General features: G+C 51.3%; 21 protein-coding genes. 9 read left to right on the forward strand and 12 right to left on the reverse strand.

Going from position 1 to position 26,156, the window contains the following annotated elements; all coding sequences use genetic code 11:
* The first annotated feature begins 87 nt into the window (after positions 1-87).
* From cysC to cysN, 3 genes are read left to right on the forward strand one after another with little or no spacing between them, the layout of a single operon-like run.
* Positions 88-723 carry an adenylyl-sulfate kinase gene (gene cysC / locus H6585_12940; protein MCB9449238.1) on the forward strand — a complete coding sequence of 212 codons (636 nt, stop codon included), beginning with the start codon at positions 88-90 and terminating at the stop codon, positions 721-723.
* Positions 724-768: 45 nt separating this feature from the next.
* The gene (gene cysD / locus H6585_12945; GenBank protein ID MCB9449239.1) at positions 769-1,674 is read left to right on the forward strand and encodes a sulfate adenylyltransferase subunit CysD; all 906 of its coding nucleotides are present in this window, start codon (positions 769-771) and stop codon (positions 1,672-1,674) included.
* Positions 1,675-1,724: 50 nt separating this feature from the next.
* Complete coding sequence (cysN, locus tag H6585_12950) at positions 1,725-3,002, forward strand: sulfate adenylyltransferase subunit CysN (GenBank protein MCB9449240.1); 1,278 nt, start codon at positions 1,725-1,727, stop codon at positions 3,000-3,002.
* Between the two features lie 123 nt (positions 3,003-3,125).
* Here cysN and H6585_12955 read toward each other — a convergent pair whose 3' ends face one another.
* The 6 genes from H6585_12955 to H6585_12980 form a co-directional block, all read right to left on the reverse strand.
* Positions 3,126-3,845 (reverse strand): energy transducer TonB, encoded by a 720-nt coding sequence (locus H6585_12955; GenBank protein ID MCB9449241.1) that lies wholly within the window; start codon positions 3,843-3,845, stop codon positions 3,126-3,128.
* A gap of 91 nt (positions 3,846-3,936) precedes the next feature.
* Positions 3,937-4,341 carry a VanZ family protein gene (locus H6585_12960; GenBank protein ID MCB9449242.1) on the reverse strand — a complete coding sequence of 135 codons (405 nt, stop codon included), beginning with the start codon at positions 4,339-4,341 and terminating at the stop codon, positions 3,937-3,939.
* 6 nt (positions 4,342-4,347) lie between these two features.
* On the reverse strand, positions 4,348-4,728 hold the full coding sequence (gene gcvH / locus H6585_12965) for a glycine cleavage system protein GcvH (protein ID MCB9449243.1): 381 nt from the start codon (positions 4,726-4,728) through the stop codon (positions 4,348-4,350).
* A 93-nt stretch (positions 4,729-4,821) separates the two neighbouring features.
* On the reverse strand, positions 4,822-12,018 hold the full coding sequence (gene sprA, locus H6585_12970; GenBank protein ID MCB9449244.1) for a cell surface protein SprA: 7,197 nt from the start codon (positions 12,016-12,018) through the stop codon (positions 4,822-4,824).
* Positions 12,019-12,203: 185 nt separating this feature from the next.
* The gene (gene ruvA, locus H6585_12975) at positions 12,204-12,791 is read right to left on the reverse strand and encodes a Holliday junction branch migration protein RuvA (GenBank protein MCB9449245.1); all 588 of its coding nucleotides are present in this window, start codon (positions 12,789-12,791) and stop codon (positions 12,204-12,206) included.
* Entirely contained in the window at positions 12,788-15,064 is a 2,277-nt protein-coding gene (locus H6585_12980; GenBank protein ID MCB9449246.1) for an NADP-dependent malic enzyme, read from the reverse strand. Before H6585_12980 ends, ruvA begins: the two co-directional genes overlap by 4 nt.
* A 71-nt stretch (positions 15,065-15,135) precedes the next feature.
* On the opposite strand from H6585_12980, the gene H6585_12985 reads away from it, so the two are divergent.
* Together H6585_12985 and H6585_12990 are read left to right on the forward strand one after the other, a co-directional pair.
* Entirely contained in the window at positions 15,136-15,819 is a 684-nt protein-coding gene (locus tag H6585_12985; protein MCB9449247.1) for an NAD-dependent deacylase, read from the forward strand.
* 59 nt (positions 15,820-15,878) lie between these two features.
* Positions 15,879-16,454, forward strand: coding sequence for a PorT family protein (locus tag H6585_12990; GenBank protein MCB9449248.1), 576 nt, complete (start codon positions 15,879-15,881; stop codon positions 16,452-16,454).
* Positions 16,455-16,786: 332 nt separating this feature from the next.
* Here H6585_12990 and hemN read toward each other — a convergent pair whose 3' ends face one another.
* Together hemN and H6585_13000 are read right to left on the reverse strand one after the other, a co-directional pair.
* On the reverse strand, positions 16,787-18,142 hold the full coding sequence (gene hemN, locus H6585_12995) for an oxygen-independent coproporphyrinogen III oxidase (GenBank protein ID MCB9449249.1): 1,356 nt from the start codon (positions 18,140-18,142) through the stop codon (positions 16,787-16,789).
* A gap of 1 nt (position 18,143) precedes the next feature.
* Positions 18,144-18,590 carry a 6-carboxytetrahydropterin synthase gene (locus H6585_13000; protein MCB9449250.1) on the reverse strand — a complete coding sequence of 149 codons (447 nt, stop codon included), beginning with the start codon at positions 18,588-18,590 and terminating at the stop codon, positions 18,144-18,146.
* Between the two features lie 224 nt (positions 18,591-18,814).
* On the opposite strand from H6585_13000, the gene H6585_13005 reads away from it, so the two are divergent.
* The 3 genes from H6585_13005 to H6585_13015 all read left to right on the forward strand — a co-directional run bounded on the left by H6585_13005 (position 18,815) and on the right by H6585_13015 (position 20,755).
* A complete protein-coding gene (locus H6585_13005) occupies positions 18,815-19,162 on the forward strand; it encodes a four helix bundle protein (GenBank protein ID MCB9449251.1) in 348 nt (115 codons plus the stop codon).
* Positions 19,163-19,317: 155 nt separating this feature from the next.
* A complete protein-coding gene (locus H6585_13010; GenBank protein ID MCB9449252.1) occupies positions 19,318-20,559 on the forward strand; it encodes a U32 family peptidase in 1,242 nt (413 codons plus the stop codon).
* Complete coding sequence (locus H6585_13015; GenBank protein MCB9449253.1) at positions 20,531-20,755, forward strand: ferredoxin; 225 nt, start codon at positions 20,531-20,533, stop codon at positions 20,753-20,755. The genes H6585_13010 and H6585_13015 overlap by 29 nt, the downstream gene beginning before the upstream one ends.
* Before the next feature lie 238 nt (positions 20,756-20,993).
* On the opposite strand, the gene H6585_13020 is transcribed toward H6585_13015, so the two are convergent.
* The 4 genes from H6585_13020 to H6585_13035 form a co-directional block, all read right to left on the reverse strand.
* Complete coding sequence (locus H6585_13020; GenBank protein MCB9449254.1) at positions 20,994-21,884, reverse strand: hypothetical protein; 891 nt, start codon at positions 21,882-21,884, stop codon at positions 20,994-20,996.
* A gap of 71 nt (positions 21,885-21,955) precedes the next feature.
* Positions 21,956-22,867: a glycosyltransferase family 2 protein gene (locus tag H6585_13025; protein ID MCB9449255.1), complete on the reverse strand. Its 912-nt coding sequence runs from the start codon at positions 22,865-22,867 to the stop codon at positions 21,956-21,958.
* 89 nt (positions 22,868-22,956) lie between these two features.
* The gene (locus H6585_13030; protein ID MCB9449256.1) at positions 22,957-24,351 is read right to left on the reverse strand and encodes a HAMP domain-containing histidine kinase; all 1,395 of its coding nucleotides are present in this window, start codon (positions 24,349-24,351) and stop codon (positions 22,957-22,959) included.
* A gap of 4 nt (positions 24,352-24,355) precedes the next feature.
* Positions 24,356-25,030, reverse strand: a complete 675-nt coding sequence (locus H6585_13035) for a response regulator transcription factor (GenBank protein ID MCB9449257.1) — start codon at positions 25,028-25,030, stop codon at positions 24,356-24,358.
* Between the two features lie 70 nt (positions 25,031-25,100).
* On the opposite strand from H6585_13035, the gene H6585_13040 reads away from it, so the two are divergent.
* The gene (locus tag H6585_13040) at positions 25,101-26,114 is read left to right on the forward strand and encodes a DUF1295 domain-containing protein (protein MCB9449258.1); all 1,014 of its coding nucleotides are present in this window, start codon (positions 25,101-25,103) and stop codon (positions 26,112-26,114) included.
* Positions 26,115-26,156: the final 42 nt, after the last annotated feature.

Raw genomic sequence — 26,156 nt, forward strand, 5'->3', positions numbered from 1 at the left:
ATCCATCCCCCAAGGCCGCCGGGCGCAATCTAAAGCACCTGTGTTATCGGCCGTTTCCTATTAATTCTTAACTTTGCACACCTTCACATGAAAACCCACAAGGAAAGACATATTTATCCCATCTTCAACGAGATACTGGGAAGAAATGAAAAGGAAGCTTTTCTGAATCAGAAGGCGGTTGTGATTTGGATGACCGGCCTTTCAGGTTCCGGAAAAAGCACCGTAGCCAAGCACCTGGAAAGACTTTTGTTTTCCAAAGGCTTTTTCACCCAGGTCATCGACGGCGACAATGTGCGTACCGGTATCAATAACAACCTGGGATTCTCCAAAGAGGACCGGAACGAGAACATCCGTCGCGTGGCGGAAGTATCCAAGCTCTTTCTCAACTGCGGCATTATCACCATCAACTGTTTTGTAAGCCCTACCGTGGCATACCGCCAAATGGCGAAGGAGATCATCGGCGATGAGGATTTCCTGGAAGTATATATCAATGCACCGGTTGAGGTTTGTGAACAAAGGGATGTGAAGGGACTTTATAAGAAAGCACGCGCAGGAGAGATCAAGGATTTCACCGGAATCAGCGCGCCGTTCGAGGCCCCGGAACATCCGGACCATGAGATCCGGACCGACCAGACCACGGTTGAAGAAGCCGTGCAGGCATTGTTCGAATACCTGGAACCACATATCAGCTTCCAGGGAAAACCCGGGCCGGATCAAGATTGAAGACCAGCTAATACATTGCATCTAAAACATACCAAACACACCCACATGAAATCATATAACCTCAGCCACCTCAGGGAACTGGAAGCCGAGTCGATCTTTGTGATCAGGGAAGTGGCTGCACAATTTGAGAATCCGGCCCTGCTTTTTTCAGGTGGCAAAGATTCCATTGTGATGGTACACCTGGCCAGGAAGGCGTTCTGGCCGGCAAAACTGCCCTTCCCCCTTGTACATATTGATACAGGCCACAATTTTGATGAAACGCTGGTGTATCGCGATGAACTGGTGAACAAGATCGGTGCCCGCCTGATCGTGGGTTCCGTGCAGCAGTCGATCGATGAAGGAAAAGCAACCGAAGAGAAAGGCCCCAATGCGAGCCGCAATGCCCTGCAAACGGTAACACTGCTGGATACCATCGAACAACACAAATTCGATGCGGCCCTCGGCGGCGCCCGGCGCGATGAAGAAAAAGCCCGTGCCAAGGAACGCTTCTTCTCGCACAGAGATGAATTCGGCCAGTGGGATCCCAAGAACCAACGACCCGAGTTGTGGAACATCTTCAACGGACGCAAACACATCGGTGAACACTTCCGTGTATTCCCGATCAGCAACTGGACGGAAATGGACGTGTGGCAGTACATCCTGCTTGAAAGCATCGCCCTGCCTTCCCTCTACTTCTCCCATACCCGCAAAGTGGTTAAACGTGACGGCATGTGGCTCGCCCATTCCGATTACCTGAACCTCCGTGACAGTGACCAGGTGGAAGAAAAAGTGGTTCGGTTCCGCACCATCGGCGACATGACCTGTACCGGTGCCGTGGAATCACCGGCAGCCACCCTTCAGGATATCATCGAGGAAGTGGCTGCATCCCGTGTGACCGAACGTGGCGGACGTGCAGATGACAAACGCTCCGAAGCCGCCATGGAAGACCGCAAAAAGGCAGGTTACTTTTAATCGAATCAAGCATACGGTTTACTCCATCTATATCAAGTATATTCCCGCACATGAATCAAAAAGTTGACACCGAAGGTTACCTGAACATGGAACTGCTGCGCTTCACCACAGCAGGCAGTGTAGACGACGGCAAAAGTACCCTCATCGGTCGCTTGCTTTACGATAGCAAGTCCATTTTCGAAGACCAGTACGAGGCCATCAAAAACACCAGCGAGAAACGCGGCGATGCTCACATCGACCTCTCCCTGCTCACCGACGGCCTGCGCGCCGAACGTGAACAAGGTATCACCATTGATGTTGCCTACAGGTACTTCGCAACCCCCAAGAGAAAATTCATTATTGCAGATACACCCGGCCACATCCAGTATACCCGCAACATGGTGACCGGTGCCTCTACAGCCAACCTGGCCATCATCCTAGTGGATGCACGCCATGGCGTGGTGGAACAAACCTGCCGCCATGCATTCATCGCTTCGCTGCTGCGTATCCCGCACGTGGTGGTATGCGTGAACAAAATGGACCTGGTGGATTATAAAGAAGAGGCTTTCGATAAGATCCATGACGACTTCGAGGCATTCGCTTCCAAGCTGGATGTAACAGATGTTCGCTTCATCCCCATCAGTGCCCTCAAAGGCGATAACGTGGTAAACCGTTCTGAAAACATGAGCTGGTATGACGGACCTACCCTGCTGTACCTCCTGGAAAACATTCACATCGCCAGCGATAACAACCACATAGATCGCCGTTTCCCGGTGCAGTATGTGGTGCGCCCCCAATCCGATGAATACCATGATTTCCGGGGATATGCCGGTCGCATTGCAGGCGGCGTGTTCAAAATCGGTGATGAAGTAATGGTACTGCCCTCGGGCTTTTCATCCAAGATCAAATCCATCCACCTGATGGACCAGGAACTGGAAGAAGCATTTGCACCTATGTCGGTAACCATGACCCTGGAAGATGACATTGATATCAGCCGTGGCGACATGCTCGTACGTGAAGATAACTCTCCGAATAACAACCAGGATCTGGAACTGATGGTTTGTTGGATGAACGAGAAAAAACTTTCACCACGCAATAAGTACTACCTGAAGCATACCTCACGTGACGTGAGGTGCGTGGTGAAGGAGATCAAGTACCGCGTCGACATCAATACCCTTCATCGCATTGAAGATGTGGAAAGCCTCGGATTGAACGAGATCGGCCGCATCTCCATTCGTACAACTGCCCCGCTGTTTTTCGACGGATACCGGAAGAACCGTACCACCGGCAGCCTGATCCTGATTGATGAAGCCACCAATGAAACGGTGGGTGCGGGGATGATTATTTGAGCATACAGCAACAGCATACAGCAACAGCATACTGCAGGAGCAAGAGTAAAACATCAAGGCATAAGAATAACAAACGCCCCGCTGCAAGTGCAACGGGGCGTTTGTTATTCTTATGTGTATCGATTAGCGAAGCTGGAAGCGTACCGGCAGCGTAAAGCTACAGCGTACGGCTTTACCGCGTTGCTTACCGGGTTTCCACTTGGGCATGGCGTTCACCACGCGGATGGCTTCTTCGTCACAGCCACCTCCGATACCACGTAATACCTTCACACTGGTGATGCTGCCATCTTCCAGCACAACGAAACCTACGTGAACGGTACCGGTGATATTTGCATCCACCGCTTTGGGCGGGTACTTCATGTTCTTCTGCAGGAACAGTTGCATTTTCTGGAAGGCGCACATGTCTTTCTGCTGGTTGCTGCCTTTCTCGTTTTCACAACCCGGGAAACGCGGCATGTCTTCCACGATCACAAACACCTGGGGTTCGGCCGCTTCTTCTTCTGCGGGAGGAGGCGCTTCAATTATCATTTCCTCATCGGCTTCGGAGTTGAACAGATCCTGATCGTTGTTCACTTCCTCATCGTCCTTTACAATTTCCAACTCTTCCGGCGGGGCGGGAGGCGGCGGGGGCGGAGGCGGTGGGGGTTGATCCTGACGGGTAACCGGAATCATATCTTCTTCTTCCATTTCAACGGTCACAGCGCCCAGGTCCATGAGCTTCCGGTCATACATCTTCCACCTGAAAGCAACCAGCGTGATGGCCAGAACGACCACGTAGCTGATGAGCAAAAAGGAAGACCTCTTTCTTTCGAGATCGGCTTCCGGAGATTTTTCTACTGACATGTCTTTTCTTTTTTTATTGAGGCGGCCTTCAATAGGATGCTAAAGTAGCGAATTTTCCACAAAACCTTTATGAAAAATTTGTACGAACCGGCTAGTCTTGCCTGTGGCATTGACCGGGCTGGAGGTTGCCATATACAACCAGATACAGTGCAACACCCAATGTAGCTCCTACCCCGTTGGCCATCATATCAACCCAATCTGCAGATCTGTGGGTGAATACCACCCATTGCAACAACTCGGTACATGCACCATACAGCAGGGTGAAAAGCCAGGCATAGCCTATGGCATGATAACGCAACGTAAAGAACCGGTATTGTTTTTTAAAGCCTACGGTCAAAGAGGCTGCCTGAATAGCAAAGATGGTGGCATGGGTTGCTTTGTCAAATGAAAACAAATCCCACAGGTCACAATCCGGCAACTCATCTCCCGGAATTCCGCACAACAAGAGAATCACCCCTGCCCACAGCAGGGCAAAAGCATTGTGCTTGAAAAACATCGTGGCTTACTCGCCTACCAGCTCGCGGTATTGCTCGGCTGTCAGCAGGCTGTCGAGTTCATCGGCCGATCCAACGGTGATCTTCACCATCCAACCTTCCTTGTAAGGATCTTTGTTCACCAACTCGGGGTTTGCTTCCAAAGACTTGTTCCATTCCAGAACTTCGCCGGTAAGGGGCATGAACAGGTCCGACACGGTCTTCACCGCTTCAACGGTTCCGAACACATCCTCTTTGGCCAGGTTATCACCCACGGAATTGATATCGATAAATACAATGTCTCCCAATTCGCCCTGAGCGAAATCGGTGATACCTATCCACGCTTCATTTCCTTCCACGCGTACCCACTCGTGATCTTTGGTGTATTTCAGATTTTCCGGAATGTTCATTGCTTTAATTTTTTGTCAAAAATACATTTTTTTCAATTGCATCCAACGCCTGAATCAGACCTTGTAAAAAGCTTCGGATTATCATCTGAGGCCCTACTGAGCCAGCGTAAACCTCACACTCACACCGGCACTGGTATTGGCTGTCGGGAAAGATGAACTCAGCACCGGTTTGGTGATCACACGATCAAAGAAGACACGTACGTTGAAGCGCTCGTTGATCACATAATCTCCCGATGTTTTCACCGATATGATGCGATTTCCTCCGGCATCCTGGTTAATCACAATGCCATTTTCATACTTGCGGGTGACCGTATAATTGTTTCGAATAGATAAGTCGACACGCAGGTTCAGGTCGCTCTTCAGTTTCTTCTTTCCAAGTTGAATCGGCAGTTCCAGGTCACGGATGCGGTATCCGCTTCCGATCACGAGTTCATTTCCCCGCTGTTCGGTGAGCTGCAGGTTGGCGAAGTTCATCGACAGGTTACGATCGCGTTTGATCTCCACCCTGGTGATGAGGCTGTTGTTCCAGGTTGCATCCACGTTGATCAGCGGACTGAACTGTTCGGTGAGCGATACCTGGTTGATCTGTCGCTCCGGGATGTAATCGCCTTTGCTATCTTTTGCCGTTCCACCGGGTACATACGCCAGGTTGGATGTGAAAGAACCCACGTTGAAAGAAGACCTGTATCCGTGGCTCAGGCTGAAAGACTTGAACCGTTTCTTGAAGAATTCCTTTTTCATGAGGCCGTCGTACGTCACACGCCAGTTGGGTTTGGGAGCAGCTGTAAAAATATTCAGGAAGCCCTTGCGAACCGATCTTCCGGAATAGGCCGCGATGAAGGCGGGTACGAGTACCTCCTGGGAAGTGCGCCCGTAACCTTCATAGTAACCTTCCGGGTCTTTGGTGGTAATGCCTCTTTCCTGGGCCAGCAGCGCCGACACATCCGCTCCTACTCCCCGGATGAACCGGTCGAACACTTCCGCACTCTTGTCCCTGTTTTTGAAAGCGGTCTTGATTGAAAGGAACGATACGCTCAGGTTACCGGTCTGCACCGGTTGAAAGTTCACATAACGGTTGCTGTCAGGACTCCAGCGAAAATAGCTCTGCTCGTTCTCCGAGTAGTTGCGGGTGGCGGTGAGTTCCACTTTGAGGTCTTTGAACGGTTCGATGCTGCTCCGCAAATTCAGGTTCTGCGTGTAGGTGGTCATAAAGGGATTGTTGAGCAAAGGATCCCTGGTGATCCAACCGTTTTCACTTGCCCTGTAAATGATGTCCTTCTGCCCCATCCCGAACACATAGGGAATACCGGGTGCCAGTTCATCCGAATATTGATTTTGCCCGTCGGAGCGATACTTTTCAATCCCCATGACGTACGGTTTGGGCCTGAAACCGGGAAGTTGTGTGCCACGGCTCTCGGTGTAGTTCACGGAAACGTTCTTCACGCTGATCAGCAGTCTGGCCAGGTAGTTGAACGCCTCGTACTGATCCGTATCTTTTTCCTTCTTGTCTTTTTTGTCCTTATCCGTACCCGTTGAGTCATTCGGGTTTTTGGGTGGCTCCGGTTTTTTAGTCCGGGGATTGGACTTGGGTGGTTCCGGCTGATTCAGTTTTTTCAAAGCCGGGATCTTGTTGTAGAGTGTGGTCAGATTTACCTGCCCGTTCACCTGTTTCTGGTTGGAATTGCTGATGGTATTCCCGAAGCTCTCGGCTGCCAGTGAAGCACTTTGCCAGTCGAAATTGCCGGTATACCTTCCGTTCAGTGTGATCCAGTTCAGCATCGGAATCATGTTCAGCGGCACGGTGTAGTTGGCACTCACCCTTTGCTGGAATGCGGTGGTGCGACCGAGGTGTTTCAGGTTGGTGCGGATGCTGTCCTTCTCCTCTTCGGTATCAATCTTGCCTTCCGGTTCGTCGATGCGCGCCAGGTTGGTGGCGCTGTAGTCGAGCTTCAACGATTTGGTCAGGTCGTATTTGACATCGTAGTACCTGCCCATGGTAAACGCCTTATTATACGTTTCCGGGATTTTGAAATCGGATGCTTTGGTATTCCGCATCAGGTTTTCGGAATACAGCCTGTTGAGGTCGGTGCGTACCGACACGCGGTTCGGCATGGTATACAGGTTGAATTCTCTGAACAACTTCAGGTGTTTCGACTTGAACAAAGGAACATTCTTGAAGGGCTCAATCCGCTTCGGGTTCGTGTTGAAATTGTATACCAGTCCGCCTTTATAAGTCCGCGCGGTCTGGTGTTCGATCTGCACATTCCTGAGATAAGATTCGGTATAGGCATAGTTGGCCGACAGGTTCTCCACATCATAGAAGTGCGATTTGCCACCTCCTGTCTTATCCTTATGCACATTGGTGAAGTTCAGGCTTCGCCGCTTGTTGTAGGATTGCACGGTGGTGCGAATGGAATCACGCTGGTGTTGGGGAATCTCCGGACTATCCAGCACGGGCTTCAGCAAAATGTCGGGGTCAAGCGGGTTGTACTGCGGCCGGCTGAACCCTTCCGAGTGGCCCAGGTACATCGGGATTTTGATCCCGGTTTTCTCCGGGAGAAATTTACCCAGTTCGAGGTTGGAGGAAATGTCGTACGCCTGCACATCTTCCCGTTGCCTTTCACTCACCTTCTTTTCGATGGAGCCGAAACCGACCGTACTCATGTTACCCGACAAAGCCAGGGTTCCGAAATCGGCCAGCTTTGCATTGATTCGTGCATTGGCCGCCCATCCGCCCTTTTCATCGAAATCGGCCAGGCGCAATTCATTTACCCATACTTCGGCACACTTGCTCAATCCGTCATCATCATCTCCTGCACGCGTACCCTGTTTCGGGTTTCTGACGCCGATCATCACCACCCGCACATCGCTCAGGTTCGGATTTCCCCGCACCGTTGCGTAGTTCTTCCCATCCGATTCGGTGTATGGGTTGAGCAGGGTCACATTGGAATTGGTGAGCATCTTGATGTTGCGGTTCTGCTTCACACGATGCAACACGGTCAGATCAAGATCCAGTTCATTGGAAGTGGGCCATACGCTGTAGGGGTCTGTGGTACCGGCGGGGGTAACGGCCAGCGGTATTTCGTATTCGTAGTAGTTGTCGTTGAAATCGGTACCGAGGCGGATGAAAACGGACACGTCGTTATCTCCCAGGGTATTGTTGGGTACGGCTTCCGCATGAGCGAACATTTTCAGCTTCTTGTATGAACGAAGATCAAAACTGCTGTTCTTGAAAGCACCTCTTGCATCTCCGTCTTTCAAATCGCAGACCTTGAACACAAGCGACTGTTCATTGAGCTGGCGAAGGTTGGTGGTGGCGATGTCGAGCTCCCGGTTAATGCCCGGAGGAAGCACATAGTTCACCGGTGTTTTGTTGCTGTTCTCTTCGATGTTGACAGTGGTCAGGTCAAAGTTGGTGTTGTCTTCGGCATCGTCCGGTGTCAATTCACCCAGCCCCTGCAGGTCGGTGAATTTCCGCCATTCACTTCGCACCAGTTCCATGGTGGCGAACCTGCACACCACATCGTCGTCGAAGTCACGCAGGAACATCCTGATGAAACGGATGGAACGGAAATCCGAAATCTCTCCAACGGTAAGTTGCGGCTTTTTCAGTGGTATCCTGAACTGGTACCAGGATACGGTGTCTTTTGTTCCGTTGGGCAGTTCGATGATATAATCCACTTTGTCGGTGATGTTGTTCTGTCCGACCACCAGGTCTTCAGGCCGCAGGCTCACATGGTATTGATAGTAGCTTTCGGTCTTGCTCAGGTTGTTGTCACGGTTCAGGTCTTCCTTGTCAGGAATGGATGTGGCCTGGGTCACAAGACTTCCCTTACTTTCCTGGGAGTTACCGTCGGGGCCATTGTATTTCTTGTACCGGTCGAGGATGCTGTACCTTGCGCTGTCGTAATCATCCCCCATGTAATAATGGTAGTCGTCACCTGAAGGATCCCTCACCGCATTGATGTAGGCAGCACTTGAAGCGCCCAGCGAAGGGTCCTGTGCGATCTTGCTTACATAGGATGTATCGAAGAAAGTACGTTCATCAACGTCCCGTAAACCATCGAAACCTACGTCCTGGTATATACGGGCATCCTGTTCATTGCTGAAGCCATCTACCAGCGACTGCACGATGGGCACACGCCCCCAGGTGGTGGTATCCACGAGGGACACTTCCGCTTTATCGGGAAGTCCGTTTTCAAAGAACTTACGCGAGTCACGCAGTACATCTTCCGAAATATTTCCCAGGTCTACATACAGGTCACCGCCATTGCTATTGGGTTTGTAGATAAAGGGATCCAGCATCCAGAATTCAATGAATTCGATGTTGGCTGATTCGAAATCGTTGGTTTCGATCTTCCGCATGATACCGGCCCAACGGGAAGCGGGATCAACCAGGCTTCCGTCGGCATTCAACCCTTTGGAATACGTACCGGGTTCTACATCATAGTTGTAGGGTCCTCTTTCTTTCGGGTAGTAGGCCAGGTTGAGTACTGCCAGGTTGGTCGGCTGGCCGCTTTGTGATTGGCGATTGGGGAAAATCTCCTGCTGGAACACTTCGCGGGAATAGTGATCCGACTGCGCATTGAGGTCGTTCTTGATATGATCCGGTGTCTGGGAATCCTGTCTGAGAAAAGACGGATCGATGAAATACCAAGCCAATTTGGCCCGGTTGAAACCATAGGCCTTGTCATTGATGAGTTCCCCTTCCGGAAACATGGATGTTTGCCCTTGTGGCGTGCTGGCCAGTGTCCAAGCGCCGAAGGATTTGATGTCGATCGGGGTTTCGCTGCCTTCAAAGTCGTCGATGTACGCGGTTCCGTCTTTACCAATGGCCCTTTGATGCCCGGGAACGAGGTTGGCAAATTCCGCGCTGACCGTGATCGAAGAAACTTCTTTGGTCTCCAGGAACGGCAGTTTATCAACCAGTTTGGTCAGGAATCGTGACTCGGTGCGGTAGTTTCCATCAATCCCCCAGATGGTATTGCTGATAGGTTCATCGCCGATCTGGATCTTTTGCGTGAGGGGTCTTTCGGTGAGGTTGAGGACAGTGGCACCCAGGTTGAAGTCTTTTGATATCCGGTAATCCATGTGGGCACCCATCAGGGTTTTCGACTGGATGTTGAACAGGGAGTTGCTTTCCAATGAAATTTTAATCGGCGTACCGGATGCAAGCAAACCTTCATTGAGGATTTTCACCCGACCGAACATGTAATCGACCGTATAGTCGACATTTTCCTGGAGGATGCGTCCATTGGCCGACACCGTTACCGATCCTTGGGGCACATTGGGCACACCAAGGGAAATCTCCGAACTGGTGGACGACTGATAAGATCCCTTGATGCTGAAGCGGTTCTTGTTTTCCGGAATCTGCAGGGCTGCGGTGCGGGTGGAGTCATACAGCTCCTGGAAGATGTATTTGGAGGCTACATTCGGGTCATTGATTTTGGAGGCCAGGTAGCTGCCGAACGGTTCGAGTACCGGAAAGATGATGCGGCCGTTTTGCGGGCGGATGGTGATGTCATCAATGAAATCGAAATAACCGTCAGGCGTAGGATCGTTGTTGGTATTCAGGTTATCCAGGTTGAGGAGGGTGATGAGTGGTGTACCTTTCACAGTTCCTTCGGGGATGTAGTTGATGGATGATCCCTGGTCCACATCATAATACAAAACGTTCAGCTGGAAGTTATCCCGGTTGACATTGTAGGCATTCATGGCGTAGATGTTCTTCATCATCAGGTCCCATTTGCAATCCTTGGGATTGTTCTGGGTACTCTTCAACATCTTCACCATCAGGTTCTGCGGGTTGTTGATGCCATCGGTGGAGAATTCACCCACCTGATAGAGATCGCTGCCCACAGTGTACTGGTATGCAACCGCAAGTACCTCATCTGGATTCAGCTGCATATTCAATGAAATGAAACCCAGCCGGCGGTCTACGGTGAACTCCGACTCTTTCAGCAACCGGGCGCTTTCCACCTCTTCATAATCCTGGCTCGGCTTCAGACCGGTTGCAATCAGCGCACCCGTGGAACTATTGATATCCCGTATGCCTGCTTCGGCGGTGATTTTCGCCATCAGGTTGTTGGTGGTGTTATCAGGCACGGTCAGCGAACCGGGGGTGATATAGCCGCTGGAATTGTCGCAGATATTGGACACATTCTCACCGAGGTCGGTCAGCGCGATGATGTTGCGCGTATTCTCGGTCGTCGGGCTTTTGTTGGTCACCCATACTTCCACGCGGGTGATGTTGATGCCCGACTGAATTGTGGGCAGATGGGCCAATGCGGGTTCGTACTGGTCCCTGAAATACTGCGAGAGGAAAAAGTGGCGGTTGGCTTCGTAATTGTCGCCTTTGATCTCGAAATCGTTGGTTTGCGCACCTCCCTGCAATTCAATCTCAGACTTCTTGCCCTTTTGTTGCGAAAAGATGGTGGTCACCGTGGCTCTTCCGAATTGCAATTGTGTTTTGATACCGAACAGGCTCTGGCTACCGGTGATAAGCGTTCCTGTCAACGGCAGGCTCACGTTCCCGGCCTCGATCTTTTTAATGATCTCATCCTCGTAACCCGTGTATTCCAGTTTCATCTGATTCTCAAAATCGAACGTGGCTTCGGTGTTGTAATTGGTGGTGAGTTTGAGTTTGTCACCGATGTTACCGATCACGTTCATCTGGATCTTTTCCTGAAAATCGAACGTGCTGATGCGGCGTTGTTTTACGGGCAGGGCCGGGTTATCGGTGCGCGAGATGTTGGCTGCAAAGATCAGTTCCGCCGATCCCTGCGGGCGGATATCCACGGTACTACCTCCGAAAATGCGGTCGAACGCTTCGCCTCCCACATGGATCTGAGGAATCACCGACCGCTGTCTTTCAAAGCTTTCGCTGCTGACCCTTTGCTTCCAGTAGTTCTGTTCGGATTTCTGCGCCATGTACTTCTGGAACTCGTCGAATGTCATATAAGACGGGTTGCGGTAATCGATGTTCCCGATGCGTTCGGTGATGATGTACTGACCGGTTTCCGGGTCGTATTCGATGCGCCGTTGTATATTGGATGGATCGTTCAGGTAAAGGGGGTTGTCATCGGCACCCGTGTAATCCCCGAACCGGTCTTTGGGTTGATAGGGGAGGTCGGTATCTCCGGGCAGCTTCACATCTCCCGTTACCGGTGCGACCGCCGGAGCTGCGAACATGTTCAGCAGGCTGCTACCACCCGGTTTCATGGAGGTAAGCGTGGCCAATCCTATGACAGTGGCCAGCCCAACGGGTGCTATGATCTTTGAGCGTATCAATTCAATTCATTTCCGCGCTTGCGTTTTCGCCTGTTTCGTCTCCGAAAATTCAGATGAAAATAGGAAAAACGTGCTTAGGTGTCACATAGTATATGCAGCCTTCACGTTTCCTTCAACTCTCCCGAAATGGCTGCATTGCACCCAAATGGGGGACACAAAGGAAAGAAATTCCACAAACTCTAATGTTATAGGTTTTTTAAGGCCACTTTGATCACATCCTCCACCCGGCCTTCCTGCCCTGCCTCTTTCAGGCCCTTTTCCACGGCCCGCTCTGCCTGTACGCGATTGATACCGAGCTGTGCAAGCGCCGCCACAGCTTCATCACGTACCGACCCGGCCGCTTCCATACCGGCCACCGGTGCCAGATTCACCGACTTACCGATCTTATCACGCAGGTCAACGATCAGGCGTTCGGCCGACTTGGCACCAATGCCTTTAATGCTTTTCAGCAGTCCCACGTTTCCATCAAGGATGGCTTTTCGTATTTCACCGGGAGTGAGTGACGAACAAATCATCTGGGCGGTTGACGGTCCCACGCCCGACACAGAAATCAGTTGCCGAAACGTTTCCCGCTCTTCTTTGGTGGCAAAACCGTAGAGTATCTGCGCATCTTCCCGTACCACCAGGTGTGTATAGATCAGGATATTTTCATCGGCACCCAATGCCGAATAGGTATGTAGAGAAATGTGCAGCAGGTAACCTACACCGTTGCAATCCACAACCGCCTGGGTTGGGTTTTTCTCCACCAGCCGGCCTCTGAGTTGGGTGATCATTGGGTCTTTTTCTTGTTCTGTGCATCTACCACAGCCAGGGTGATCATGTTCACGATCTCACGAACCGAACTGCCCAGCTGCAATACGTGAACCGACTTGTTCAATCCCAGCAGCACCGGGCCGATGACCTCACTGGCTCCCAGTTCGAGCACAAGTTTATAGGCAATGTTACCGGCAGACAAGTTCGGAAAAATCAGGGTATTGGCACCTTCTTTTCCCAATTCGGTGAATGGAAAGTTCTCACGCAGCATGTCGGGGTTCAGGGCGAAATTGGCCTGCACCTCGCCATCCACGATCAGTCCTGGAAACTTTTCCTTCAACGTGGCTGTGGCCTCCCTTACCTTTCTGCATTCTGACCCGTCTGATGAACCGAAGTTCGAGTAAGACAACATGGCGATGCGTGGTTGTACATTGAATTGTTTAACCGCTCTGGCCGTGAGCACGGCAATATCTACCAGTTCATCCGCGGTTGGGTTGGTATTCACCGTGGTATCGGCGAAGAACAATGGTCCTTTCTTTGTGAACAGGATGTACATGCCAGCCACCCGCTTCACGTCTTTCTGGGTTCCGATGATTTGCAGGGCGGGCCTCACCGTATCCGGGTAGTTGCGGGTGAGACCTGAAATGAGGGCGTCCGCTTCCCCGTTTTCAACCATCATTGCACCAAAGTAATTTCGTTCCCTCATGATGTGCCTGGATTCATAGTCCGTGAATCCCCTGCGCTGCCTTTTGTGGAACAGGAGGTCACCGTATTGCCGGCGACGGTCTTCTTCCTTTTCGCTGCGCGGATCGATGATGGGTGTATCACCCAGATCAAGGTGGTTGTCTTTCATCAGTTTTCGGATCCGCTCTTCATTTCCCAGCAGGATCGGCTTGGCGATGCCTTCGTCTTTGGCCATTTTGGCTGCCTTCAGGATCTTGTAATGATCGGCTTCCGCAAACACCACGCGTTTGGGGTTTTGCCTGGCCTGGGTAGTGATGGCTGCAATCAGCTTGTTGTCAAGGCCCATCCGTTTGATGAGCTGGACATCGTATCCTTCCCAGTCTTCAATAGTATGTTTGGCCACGCCCGTTTCCAGTGCCGCCTTTGCCACAGCAGGCGCCACCCGTGTGATCAGGCGCGGATCCATGGGTTTGGGAATGATATAGTCTTTCCCGAAAACCATGTTACGGGCATTGTACGCCTGGTTCACGATTTCGGGCACAGGCTCCTTGGCCAGGTTAGCGATCGCTTGCACGGCGGCCAGTTTCATCTCTTCGTTGATGGTGGTAGCGCGTACATCGAGTGCACCCCGGAAAATGAATGGAAATCCGAGCACGTTGTTCACCTGGTTGGGGTAATCGGAACGCCCGGTGGCCATCACGATATCTTCCCTGGCAGCCATGGCCTCAGGCCATGAGATCTCCGGATCGGGGTTGGCAAGGGCAAAAACGATGGGGTTGGCCGCCATGGATTTGACCATGTCACCGGTAACAACGTTGCCTTTTGAGAGCCCCAGGAACACATCCGCGTCCTTCATGGCTTCCTCCAGCGTCTCAATTTTGCGGTCAGTGGCAAAGAAACTTTTCTGTTCATCCAGTCCTTCCCTTTCTTTGGTGATCACGCCTTTGCTGTCGACCATCACAATATGATCCAGGGTGGCACCCAATGCCAGATACAACTTGGTGCAGGATACAGCCGATGCGCCGGCACCGTTCACAACAATTTTCACATCCCGGATGTCTTTGCCAACGATCTCCAGTGCATTGATCAACGCAGCGGCGGAGATGATGGCCGTTCCGTGTTGGTCGTCGTGCATGACCGGTATGTCCAGTTCTTCACGCAGGCGTTTCTCAATCTCGAAACACTCGGGCGCCTTGATGTCTTCCAGGTTGATGCCTCCAAACGTAGGCGCAATGGCCTTGACGGTATTGACGAATGCATCCACTTCTGTGTTGTTCACCTCGATGTCGAACACATCAATGTCTGCAAAGATCTTGAACAGTACACCCTTCCCTTCCATCACCGGCTTGGATGCTTCCGGACCTATGTTGCCAAGTCCGAGCACTGCCGTGCCATTGGAGATCACCGCTACCAGGTTGCCCTTGGCGGTATATTTATACACATCTTCAGGCTGTTCATGGATGGCCACACATGGATCGGCCACGCCGGGAGAATATGCCAGCGAAAGGTCACGCTGGGAACTGTAAGGCTTTGTCGGAACTACTTCTACTTTGCCCGGTCTGCCCTGGGCATGGTATTCCAGCGCTTCCTGCTTTTGGTTTTTACCCATAATTGTAATTTTGTTTACTCTACCAGACAAATGTAAAAATTAAACCCAAGTCACTTTCAACCTTTCTGCCCATGAATATAGTAGTTCTGACCGGTGCAGGCATGAGTGCCGAAAGTGGTATTTCAACATTCAGGGATAGCGGTGGATTGTGGGAAAAATATCCCCTTGAAGAAGTGGCCACACCCGAAGCTTTCCGCCGCAACCCGGAACTGGTGCTCGACTTCTACAACCAGCGACGCAAACAAATCATGGAGGTATCACCGAATGTCGCCCATCTCATCCTGGCCGATCTGGAGAAACACCACAACGTTCAAATCATTACACAAAACATAGACGATCTCCATGAACGTGCAGGTTCCACCAGGGTGACCCACCTGCATGGTGAGATCCGCAAAGTGCGAAGCACGACAGATCCCCGACTGGTTTACGACCTGGACGGATGGGAGCTTAAAATGGGTGATACCTGTGAAAAAGGTTCGCAGCTCAGGCCTCATATCGTATGGTTCGGTGAAATGGTGCCGATGATCGAAGTGGCACAACAAATCACCCAACAAGCCGAGATGCTGATCATCATTGGTACATCCATGGCTGTATACCCCGCTGCGGGCCTTGTGCATTATGCCCCGCGACATATACCCAAATTCCTGATCGACCCGAATGAAACCGAGGTCGGATACGTTGACAACCTTTCCCTGATTCGAAAACCAGCCACCATCGGCATTGCCGAACTGGCCCTGCAACTCCAAACCAAGTAATCGAAATGCTACGCTTCAACCGACACCCCGTCTCCACTTTTATTCTAACCCTTCTTCTTATGGCAGGTGTCTCCTCCGGGTACGGACAAAACTTCAAGGCATGCCTGAGGCTGGGTGTAAGTACCAGCCAGGTTTCCGGAGATGACCTGGGTGGGTTCGACAAGATCGGATTCGCCGGCGGCGCCTTTGCCTCTCTCGCCACCTCGGAGAAGTTCAGCTGGGAGATGGGCATTCATTATGTAGAGAAAGGAAGCCGCAAAGCAGCCAACCCTGGCAAAGGGGATTACAGATTCTATCTAATGGCCCTCCAATACATGGAAGTGCCCGTGCTGCTGCGTTACCATAAAGACAATTTCATATTCGGGTTCGGGCCTTCCTTCGGCGCCCTGATCGGAAGCAAGGAAAAAGATCAGTACGGAGATATCCCTTACAACCCGCCCAGACCTTTTAACAAAACCGAACTCAACGCCAACCTGACCATTGCATATAACCTGGGGGAACGATGGGAATTCCAGTGGCGTCTTGATAACTCCATCCTGCCGATCCGCCCCCATGCCGCCGGTGCCGTTTACCGCTGGAACCGCGGACAATACAACAATGTGCTGATGTTCATGCTGGGGTATAATTTAAAATAATGTGCTGATGTGCTGATTTGAAAATGGGCATCCGGCAGGGGAATATCTATCAGACGAGGTTTGGACTTGAGACATTAGACGGAAGGTCGCCTGTGATCCCTGAATGTCAGCTAACGACTATAGACTTACGACTAAAGACTGCATGCGCTGATGTGCCAATTTGAAAATGGACATCGGACGAAGGTATGCATCACTCAAGCCAGGTGCAGATCTACGGCAGGTTGCCATTGACGCGACCAACGGGAGCTATTTACGCGCAGCATATTTACGCGACCAGCGGGAGTCATTGACCGCGCAGCATATTTACCATTTACGTGAGCGAAGCGAACCCGTCAGATGGTACGTGAGAAGATCTGCTCCTTGGGTTTGCTGCGCCACAACCTGGCATCAAAAGCCATACAGGCATTTCGCATAAAGGGTTTTCCTTCCGGCGTGATACGGATTGAATGAGCTCCGGTAACCACCAGTCCGTCCGACATCATTTCATCCAGTTTACCAACACCATCTGACAACAACCCGGCATACGGAGAATCGCTGTCCCAGGAAGTTTCCATGTGACACATCAGGTCGAGGATGTGCCTTCTCACCACGAGGTCTTCTTCATTCAGCACATGACCCCTGAATACCGGTAAGCGTCCGGCCTGCACATCGGCCATGTATTCTTCCACCACCTTCTTGTTCTGCATAAAGGCCGTCCAACTGTCACCGATGGATGATACGCCCAGGCCCACCATCAACCGGGTATATACAGGGGTATACCCCATGAAATTCCGATGCAGGGTTTTGTTCCCGGCGGCCTTGTACAACCCGTCGGTTTTCAGGGCGAAATGGTCCATCCCTATTTCTTCGAACCCGGCATCTTCCAGCATTCCCTTGCCCAGTTCGTACAGTGCACGTTTTTCGCTGTCTGACGGAAGGTCGGCCTCGGTGAACTTGCGTTGACCGGGTTTGATCCAGGGTACATGGGCGTAGCTATAGAAAGCGATGCGGTCCGGCATCAATTCTTTCACTTTCTCAACTGTATCCTGAACACTTGACGTCTTCTGAAACGGAAGGCCATACACCAGATCGAAGTTGATGGATGTGTAGCCCAGTTTCCTGGCCGTTTCGGTCACATCCTTCACTTCTTCAAAAGTCTGATGTCGGTTGATGGTGTCCTGCACCACCGGGTCGAAGTCCTGGATGCCGAGACTTAGCCGGCGGAACCCGAGTTTGTATAGGGCCTCAAGGTGCTCAGGTGTGGTATTCCTCGGATGTGCTTCGAAACCGAACTCATGATCGGAAGTGGGCTCGCAGCGATCCAATATACCGGTGAGCATATGTGTCAGGTTCTCCGGAGAAAAAAAGGTGGGTGTGCCTCCGCCCAGGTGCAGTTCCCTCAGTTTGGGTTTGGCGCCGAAGATCTCCAGGTACATGTCCCATTCTTTCAGGATGGTATCCACATAAGGTCTTTCCACCGCATGGTTCACGGTGATGCGGGTGTTACACCCGCAGAAGGTGCAAAGGCTTTCACAGTAAGGCAGGTGGATGTACAGACTCAGGCCGCTTTCCTCGTTGCTTGCGTCGAACGCACCTTTTACGTGGTGTTTCCACTGTTCCGCATCCAGGTTGTTTTCCCAGTAAGGTACCGTGGGGTAGCTGGTGTACCTCGGACCGGGAACGTTGTATTTGGCAATCAGGTCGGTCATATCAATTGGGGTCTTCCGCCTGCCACTCCGCATAACTGGTGGCGGTTTCGCGCAGGCGCATGCTGGCCAGTTCAACGCCATCAGGGAGTTCGGGTCTCACCCTTCTCACGATCTCCAGCAGGATGTTCTCACAAGTGGGTTGAAAAGATACCGGGATGATGTTTCCGTACAGCGGGTCTTGGGCCATTTTGGCGAACGGGGATTGGTCCCACACCAGCACGGCATGGTCGAATTCATCGGTCACTTTCGATTTCAAAATCCTTTTCAGATCGGCGAAGTCCATCACCATGCCGAACTTCGGGCTTGCAGAATCATCAATGGGTTTGCCCCTCAGCGTCACGGTAAGTTTGTATGAATGTCCGTGAATGTCCTTGCAAGGCCCGTCGTGCCCATACAGGGCATGTGCCATCTCAAAATTGATCTCCTTGGTGATGCGTACTGTTTTCATTGCCATTCTTGGTTCGCCATAATTCGCCGCAAGGTACCGAAAATACGGCAACTGCATACAGCAAGAGCATACAGCATACAGTGAGGCATCCGTGATGTTAAGTGCATTTTATGGGCAATCAACCAACCTTTTGTTCAATCTTACCCGTGTAACTATTCGCTCAACCTTAGTTCATACAGTTATAAATACCAGCGAGATTTGCATGAACCAATCATTGTACAGCTATGTTTGATTTTGAAAAACTTGATGTTTACCACAAATCGAAACAGCATTATAAAGAAGTGGTGTCGTTTCTTTCCAGGACCAGAACGGATCGATTTCTTGCTGATCAACTGAGACGGGCATCACTGAGTATCATGCTGAATATTGCCGAAGGAACCGGGAGGTTAACAAAGAGGGACAAGAATCGCTTTTTCATCATAGCACGGGGATCGGTTTTTGAATGCGCCGCTATTTTTGACCACCTTACGGATCTTCATCCATCCCTTGAGAATAACTGCAAGTTGTTCCGTTTAAAACTAGAGGAGCTTTCGAAAATGCTTTTCAGCATGATGAAAGTAAATAGCGAATAGACTTGCCTTATTAAGGCCCGCAAAATTGTCATGACGGTGCAGAATGCCGGACACTGTATGCTGTTGCTGTATGCTCTTGCTGTATGTAGTATGCTCTCTTTTCCTTAATTTTACGGTCAAAGGACAAGATTTTGCAGAACAGGAACATTGAGATCATGGCCCCTGCCGGGTCGTTCGAATCGTTGGCGGCAGCCCTGAAGGGTGGCGCCAACTCCATCTATTTCGGGGTGGAGCAGTTGAACATGCGCACGCACAGTTCGGCCAACTTCACGCTGGAAGACCTGAAGGAAGTGGCCCAACGCTGCAAGGCCAGCAACGCCAAAGCCTACCTCGCCCTCAACACCATCATTTACGATCATGACATTCCCTTCATGAAGAAAGTGGTGGAAGCTGCAAAGGAAGCAGGCATCAGTGCGGTGATCGCTTCCGACCTGGCCGTGATGCAACATGCCAAGGAAGTCGGATTAACGGTGCACATCAGCACACAGGCCAATGTGACCAACGTGGAGTCGGTTCGCTTCTTCTCCCAATGGGCCGATGTGGTGGTGCTGGCACGTGAACTGACGCTGCAACAGCAGGCGTCCATTGTAAGGGAGATCGAAAGGAAAGACATCAAAGGACCGGGCGGATCGCTCGTGCGGACCGAAGTATTCGTGCATGGCGCCCTGTGCATGGCCGTATCAGGCAAATGTTACCTGAGTCTGCATACCCATAACGCTTCGGCCAACCGTGGAGCCTGTTTCCAGAATTGCCGCAAAAGCTATATTGTAACTGATGCCGATGATGGTTTCGAGTTCCAGATGGAGAACGAGAACATCATGTCGGCGAAAGACCTTTGCACCGTAGACATCCTCGACCAGGTAATCGACACCGGCGTTTCGGTGCTGAAGATCGAAGGCCGCGGACGGTCGGCGGACTACGTGTACACCGCCACCCGCTGTTACCGTGAGGCAGCCGATGCAGTTCTGGATAACACCTACACCCCCGAAAAGGTAGAAGGATGGATGAAGGATCTTGAGACGGTATTCAACCGCGGATTCTGGGAAGGGTACTACCTGGGACGCAAGCTGGGCGAGTGGGCAAAAGATCCGGGATCCAAAGCGACCGAAAAGAAGGTATACATCGGCAAGGGCCGGAAGTTTTTCAAGCAGGCCGGCGCAGCCGAATTCCTGGCGGAAAGCCAGCAACTGAGTGTGGGCGACCGCATCCTGGTCACCGGACCCACAACCGGCGTCGTGTATGATGAAGTGCGTGAACTTCGCGTGGATGAAAAGCAGGTTCAGACGGTGCGCAAAGGCGATGTATTCTCCATGCCGATGAACGAATCCATCCGGGCGTCCGACAAACTCTACAAACTGGTCAGCACCGTTGATCAAGGTCATCCACTACCGGCATAAGTGCATCGGTTGCAATGCCTGTGTGGAAGTGGACAAGCAACGATGGCGCATCTCCCGCACCGATGGCAAGAGCGTACTGATCGGCAGCATCCAGAAAAAAAACATCTACCAGGTCACCACCGGCGATGACGAAGCGGATAAGCTGCGACGTGCGGCGGAAGTGTGCCCGGTGAATATCATCAAGGTAATCGAGTAGGGCATATCCCTTCTGCAAAGGCGGCTTTATTTGGCCGAAGGCCATACCTCAGAAAAAATACCACCAAGGCACAAAGACACAAGGGTCCACCATAACCCGATCCCGGAATGCAGAATGACCATCTTGGCGCCTTGGTGTCCTTGTGGCAAGGAAACGGCATCACTATCCTTTAAGAAAAAAAGCCCTGTAGCGTATCACTACAGGGCTCCCGTCCAATCTCCATCGTCAGGTGGCAGGGTTATCTGAGTTTTACCTGACAGGAGCCTACGATCTGATTACGGTTGTAGTAATCAATTTCGTAAATACCCCCGGTGAGTTTTTGCTTGGGTGCAAACGTCATCACCACACGTTTGGAAGGTTCATTTTCCCGAATCAGCGTCTGGTCGGCGCTGGCCTGTAAGGATCCGTCGGATTCCAGAATTTCAACCGATATCGCATCGTCATTTTCTCCGTACACCGTTCCGTCAGGTGCAGTCAGCCTGAACTTCACCTGGTCAGCCATGCTTACCGGCAGGTCAAAACTGACAGCGATCTTGTGGGTTTTCTTGGCGTTCACGGTTAACCGGTCTTTGGTTTTCTTGGTGGCTTCCACCCTCAGGTTTCCGGAAGCCACGGCTTCATACAACACCAGCTTTTCATTGCTGGCTCTCAGCTTTTCCTCCATCAATGACAGGGTATCGCTCAGTCGCTTGATCTGTGCATCCGATTCCTTCAAGCGGTTATGAAGGTTCACGATTTCTATTTCCAGTTTCCGTTTGGCATCGATGCTTGTATTCAGATCGGTCCTTAATTTGGCTGCATGCTGTTTTTCTCCCGACATGTTGCTTTTCAGCTTCGACTCGTGTTCTTTCATTTTGCTCTGAGCCAGTTCGAGCTCCCGGGCCAGTTCGAGTCGGTTGCGGATGGCGCTGGCCAGGTTGCCTGTCAATTGTTGCATTTCAGTCTGGCGTTCTTTGTCCACCCTCTGGAGGTTGTCCGATTCATTCCTTTCCTTACTGAGCAGGTCGGCAAGTGATTTATTGTTGTCATGCATGTACAGAAGTCCTGCGAACATGGCGAAGATCAACACAGTGGCACCTAGTGCTATCCACTTGATCTTCTTTTCCGAATTTTCGGTGTGTGTATTCATGGTTGTGTTGGTTGTAGATCGAATTTCGTGTGTCGGGATGAAGACGGGATGAAAACCCGATGAAGAAGTGCTTAAGATCCGTTGGATACCCTAAAGTTCTTCTTCACGATACCGGCACCTGCATAGCTGGTCATATAGTACATCAAGGTCACGGGATTCAACACCGAGCGTCTGAAATAGCGACGCGCTTTTTGCATTTCACCGATGAGGTAATGGAAGCGACCGTGCGCGCCATTCAACCTGCGTATACCTTCCGCCACCAGTTCGGGATAGTCGTACTCGTATGCCTCCATGGCCATCATCGACTTGTAGTAATTGTATTTCCGGAATTCATAATTCATGGACAGGTTGTTGAAATGGGTATGCCGGATCATGATGCACTTCCTGACTTCCACACTGGGGTTGTTCCGGAAGACATTCAGGATCCAGTCATAGTCGACCATGCCGAATTGTTCTTCAAAACGAATGTGTTTCAGGGAATGATGGATCATGATGGTTCCGAAGTGCGCCTTCTGGGTATTTCTGCGACGCGCCAGTTTCATCAGGAAAACTTCATTCGGTTGATACACCTTGATGGCAGGAGATGTCTCCCTTGCCTCATATACCCTTCCCAGTTTTTCATCCATTGTTTTGTGCCAGCCGGTTATCACCAGGCCGAAAGGGGCCGCTTTCAATTGCAGCAAAACCCGGTTGTTCACCCATTGATCATCATGGTCTGCAAAGCAGATGTACTCGCCCATGGCGTGGGTGAGGCCGATGTTCCTTCCCTGGTTGGGCCCACCGGAATTCTGCCGGGTGGAAAAGATGCGCACGGGATATTGTTGTAGGATGGATACGGTCTCATCCGTTGAACAGTCATCGACGGCAATCACATCAAGGTCGAACAATTTTCCGGCACCTTCCTGGGCGAAGATGGATTCCAGTGTGCGGCGGATCGTACCCGCCGCGTTGTAGGATGTCAGGATTACGCTTACGGTTTGCATATGCATCGGTATTGGTGAAACGATTGTTACACCAAATAACCACCGGATGCTTAAGACCCGATGAAAGCGGGATTAAAAACGCATTAATGTCAATGGGAGGCCTGAATAACCTCCGTTTTGCACGGAGGAAACCGAACGGTGAACGTACTTCCTTGATCCTGAATCGAAACAACCGACAGCTCTCCTCCGTGCAGTTTAACAATGCGGTCAACAATGGAAAGTCCGATACCATGACCGGGGATACCTGCCGTGTTTTTCCCCCGATGGAACGGTTCGAATATCCGCCGCAGGTCTTCTTTGGGAATACCGATGCCCTGGTCAGAAAAACTCAGCAACAGCTGCGGCCCGGAAGTGGAAACATGTACCCTGACGGTGTGGTTCGAACTGTACTTGCAGCCATTCTCCATGAGGTTCTGAAGGGCTGATTTCAGGAGATTCTCAATTCCGTCTACAGTGAGTTGTTCTTCCGATTCCAGGGTTTCATCCAACGTGATCTCCACCTGGCTTTCGGGCTGACGACGGATGACTTCCGACCTTACCTGCCAAAGCACGTCGTCAATGCGAACGGGCTTGAAATCTCCTTCCCGTTTTTCGGTAGACGCCTGTGCCAGCAGGAGCAGGCGGTTCGAGATCATGTTCAGGCTCTTCATGTCTTCCAGCACGGAAGCCACCGTCTTCTTATATTCTTCCGTACTTCTATCGCGCATCATCAGTACTTCGAGTTGCCCGGTGATTGCGGTCAGCGGGGTACGTAACTCATGGGATGCATTGGCGATGAAGTTCTTCTGCATGTTGAATGCTTCTTCCAGTCGTCCCAGCATCTCGTTGAATGTTTGGGCGAGTTTGGCCACTTCGTCCTGGTGGTTGCCTTCATCCACCCTGAGGTTCAGGCTGGATATGGTGATTCGTTTCACCTGGCCCACTACTTTTGAGATGGGGTTCAATGCACGACCGGCGAATACACGTCCCAGGAACAAAACCAGCACAACACTGGCACCGAATACCAATGCCATCACCATGCGGAGGTTCTTCAGTTTTTTAAGTCCGTATATATCCACCGCGGCAGCCACCACCACAAAATGATCCTCCCGATCGGCATAGGTGTACCCCAGGATTTCATAATCATCCTGAAGAAAAGCCATTTCCCCTACCTTACGGATCTTCTCCAGCAAGGCCGGATTTACCTGTATGATCTTGTCTTCGTCTGTGGAAAAGAGAATGTCATTCCGGTCATCATAAATTGTGATCTTCTCAAGTGGCAGGCTGGAAGGATTGGCGGTTTCGATTTTCCTCAGCAAACCCACATCCACTTCATCCACCTCAATCAACAACTTGGCGGTATTGGAGGATTTGCTTCGCAAGCGATCGTAAAAGTCATCTCTTCTGTAATCAGCGGAAAGGATGTAGATCGCCGCCAGTGACACGAGCAGAACAAGTGCCACCAGGGCCGCGAAGAGGTAGGTGAGTTTCTGGCGTATTTGCACGGAATCAGTCTTGCAGTATGTATCCCATTCCGATCCGGGTCTGGATCAGTTTGTGGTCGAAATTGCGGTCGATCTTTTTTCTCAGCAGGTTCACATATACATCCACCACATTGGTACCCGTATCGAAGGTGATGTCCCAAACCTTTTCGGCGATATCCACCCTGGACACCACACGTCCCCGGTTGCGCATCAGGTACTCAAGCAATGCGAATTCTTTGGCCGTAAGGGAAATGGTCTGGTTGTTTCTGACGGCTATTTTCTTGTCCAGATCCAGCGTGAGGTCTCCTACCACGAGCTGGTTGGACTGCTTCAATTCGGCGGAGGACCGCCTGGTTAACGCACGGATCCTGACCAGCAATTCCTTGAATTCAAAAGGCTTCACCAGGTAATCATCGGCGCCCGCATCAAAGCCCGACACCTTGTCTTCGGTGGTACCCAGGGCGGTCAGCATGAGTACCGGCAATTGGGGCTTCTCCGCCTTCAGCCAGGCACATAGTTCAAGGCCATTCAGGTGGGGGATGATTACATCCAGTACCACCAGGTCGAAAGATTGTGTTTGTGCCATCCTTTTCCCCATCAAACCATCGTACACCACTTCGGTCTGGTAACCGTTCTCCTCCAGGCCCTGCTGCACAAAAGCGGCCAGTTTGGGTTCGTCTTCGATGATCAGGATGCGCATGGAAAAAGGTATGAATGAATCAAAGGTATGAAAAGGACCGATGTGTTGATGTATGCCTACCTTTGTCCACATGTTACAAAACAGGCAACCCTCCGTATGGACGCAATACCTCGCTGAAATGGTCATGGTGTGGGTGCCCGTTGGGATCTATCACAGCCTGCCCTACTACCAATGGTTTCTCAATCCGCGTCTCCAGGCATGCATATGGGTGATGGCATCCGTGTATACGGTATATGCATGGTTCGTGGCGCGTGCAAAAGTGGCTTCCGGTGAGGTAACCAAAGGCATCCTGATGGGACGTTTTCTGTCGCATGTGGCCGGGGTCATCATACGTCGAAAGTCATCCCCTGTTGTACACGAAGAGCGAACCGCCTTCCTTGCATTCCTGGTGAAAGCTTACTACATCCCGGTGATGCTCAATTTCACTTACCGCAACCTGGCAAACCTGAAATACTATGTACTGCATTCGTCCGATGATTTTTCTACCTACCAGGGAATTTCACTGTTCAATCATTGGATGTTTCCGCTGCTGGTATCGCTTTGCTACGTCACCCTCACCCTGGTTTACCTGTTCGGATATGTGGTGGAGATGCCGGCCCTGAACAACCGCGTGAAATCAGTTGACACCACCTTGCTGGGATGGGCCGTGACCCTGGCATGCTACCCACCCTTTTCAAATGAAATTTCGAGGCATGTTCCTTTTGAGATCAACATCAACGCAAGTTTCGGCACCGAAACACTCACAATGATCGTGCGGCTTGTGATGTTGGCGCTGATGGGTATGATGTTCTGGAGTGTGGCTGTGCTCGGGGTCAGATGTTCAAACCTGACCAACCGGGGCATCATCACCACGGGTCCCTACAAGATCATTCGTCATCCGCACTACATGGCCAAAAACCTGATGTGGTGGTTCACCATCCTTCCCGCCATCCCCGGTCGCCCCATCGTTATCCTGTATATGGCGCTGTGGACGGCCATTTACCTGTTAAGGGGCATCACAGAAGAAATGCACCTCAAATCCGATCCGGCTTACCAGGCATACTGCCAGCAGGTCAGATGGAAGTTCATTCCGGGCATCTGGTAATCCCCCAACAAAAAACAGGCGGCCCCGTACGGAACCGCCTGT

Source organism: Flavobacteriales bacterium (assembly GCA_020635855.1).
Lineage (GTDB): Bacteria > Bacteroidota > Bacteroidia > JACJYZ01 > JACJYZ01 > JACJYZ01.